Origin of the sequence: Mameliella sp. AT18 (assembly GCF_028807275.1) — a bacterium.
In the GTDB taxonomy this organism is placed as follows: Bacteria; Pseudomonadota; Alphaproteobacteria; order Rhodobacterales; family Rhodobacteraceae; genus Antarctobacter; species Antarctobacter albus.
The window spans coordinates 1-2,136 of the sequence record NZ_JARAMO010000111.1; the positions used below are offsets into that span (position 1 = coordinate 1).

The 2,136-nt window shown below is 63.7% G+C and carries 2 protein-coding genes; both read right to left on the reverse strand.

Annotated elements, in window-relative coordinates; translation table 11 throughout:
- Window positions 1-86 precede the first annotated feature (86 nt).
- The gene (locus tag PVW46_RS13365) at window positions 87-1,277 is read right to left on the reverse strand and encodes a LysR family transcriptional regulator (RefSeq protein WP_274576163.1); all 1,191 of its coding nucleotides are present in this window, start codon (window positions 1,275-1,277) and stop codon (window positions 87-89) included.
- A gap of 1 nt (window position 1,278) precedes the next feature.
- Window positions 1,279-2,136: TRAP transporter large permease (locus PVW46_RS13370; RefSeq protein ID WP_274576164.1), on the reverse strand; the 858-nt coding region annotated here is incomplete at its 5' end.

A 2,136-nucleotide genomic window follows, 5' to 3' on the forward strand; every position in this document is an offset into this window, starting at 1 on the left:
AACCTAGTAAAAACCAAATCACTCTATGCGACATACGAAACAAGAGCCCCGTCCGGTTTATCCGGCGGGGCTTTTGCTGTTTCGGATCAGAAATTTCGAGCTGCCTCTTTCAGCAGATCCAGCATGCGGCGTTGGGCGGTGGTCGGCATCCAGTCGCGGCGAAGTGTGACGCCGATCTGGCGTGCGGGAACATCCGGTTGAATCGGAAGTGCTGTCATCAGGCCGTGCTGTACCTCGGCGGCAGCCTGCCAGCCGGAAATGCAGCCAAGCATCTCGCTCTGACGCAGCGTTTCCCGCATCAAGAGGACAGAGCCGCTTTCGATGACGTTCTCCGGCGGTCTCAATCCGTGTTTGGCAAAGAACTCTTCGAATTGACGCCGGGCAGGGGCGCCCAGGCGGGGGACGATCCAGGGCCATTGAACCAGGCTTGCGATTGTCGGAGCGGATTCCTTTGTCAGCGGATGCCCGGGGCCGGACACGAAGCACAGACGATCGTCGAAGAGCGGGTGTTGTTCGACCTCCGCGACCGGAGCGGGATCTCGCAACGCTCCGATGATGGCATCGACCTCGCCGGCAACGAGGCCGGCCAGGAGATCCTCATAGCGACTGTCGTGTACGATGACCGGCGTTTCGGGTCGTTCCTGCCGGAAGGCGACCAGTGCCGCGGGCAGGAGGTTGGTTCGCGAGAGGGGCAGGGCGCCCAGAACCACGCGCCCGCCTTCGCGCCCGTCGAACTCTGCCAGGTCCGCCTCTGCCTGGTCCAGCTCGGCAAAGGCGAGCCGCGCGGCCCTGCACAGCGACAGGCAGGCCCGTCGGGGAACCAATCCACTGCGCGCCCGGTCGAACAAGGATCGACCCGCCGCACGTTCCAGCTCGGTCACGGCGCGATGGACCGTCGGTTGCGCCAGGCCCAGTTGCCGTGCGGCCAGAGTGACATTGCCGCTCTGGGCGGTTGCGATCAGCGCGATCAACTGGGAATGCGTCACCACGCGCGACAGGCCGGGGGCAAGGGCATCGAGGGCTGGGTCCAGCCGGTCGAGCGCGCGCCGGACCCTTGCCAGCAGTACCTGACCGCGATCCGTCGGAAAGGCTCCGATACTGTTGCGGTCGAACAGGGCGCTGCCCACGGCCGTTTCCACCTTGTGCAAGGCGTGCGTCACGGCGGTCTGGGACAGGCCGCTGACCTGGGCCGCTCCGGTCAGCGAACGGTGTTCTGCTATCGCAGGCAAGAGACGCAGATGTCTCAGGTTGCGCGGGATCGACTGGCCTTCTGTCACGTCAGTTGAACATCGTATTTGGCAGGATCAGCGAGATCTGCGGGAAGGCAATCAGCACCGCCAGCGTCGCGATCATCGCCAGCCAGAAGGGCAGGACCCCGCGAAAGATCGTCCCCAGCTCGACCTTGGGCGCCACCGACTTGACGATGAAGACGTTGATCCCCACGGGGGGCGAAATCAATCCCATTTCAAGTGTCAGGACCACCAGCACGCCGAACCAGATCGGGTCGATCCCCAGGTCGACAATGACGGGAAAGAAGATCGGCAGGGTCAGGACCAGCATGGCAAAGCCTTCGAGAAAGCAGCCCAGCACAAGGTAGACGAAGAGGATCACCATGAGGGTTCCGATTGTCCCCGCTTCAAGCCCGGCCAGGAACTCTCCGACGACGGTGGGAATATGGCTGAGGGCCAGGAAGGGGTTGATCATATGCGCCGCGATCAGGATCAGCATCACCGTGGCGGTGGTTACGATGCTGTCCTTGGAGGCCTCCCAGAAAGCGCGGACCGTCAGGGTGCGGGTGACGATCCCGTAGAGGATCACCAGCCCGGCGCCGACCCCCGCTGCCTCTGTCGGTGAGAAGAGACCGGCGTAGATGCCGCCGATGGTCAACAGGATCACCACGAGGATCGGCAGGGCGCCCAGCAGCTTGCGGCTTTTCTCGTCGATCGTGGTGCGGGGACCGGCAGGGCCAAAGGCGGGGCGCACCCAGCACATGATGGTGATGGTCAGGATAAAGGCGCTCAGCAGCAGCAGGCCGGGCAGGACACCTGCAAGGAACAGCCGCCCGATGCTCTGTTCGGTCAGGATGGCATAGATGACAAAGCCGGTGGACGGCGGGATCAGGATGCCCAGCGTGCC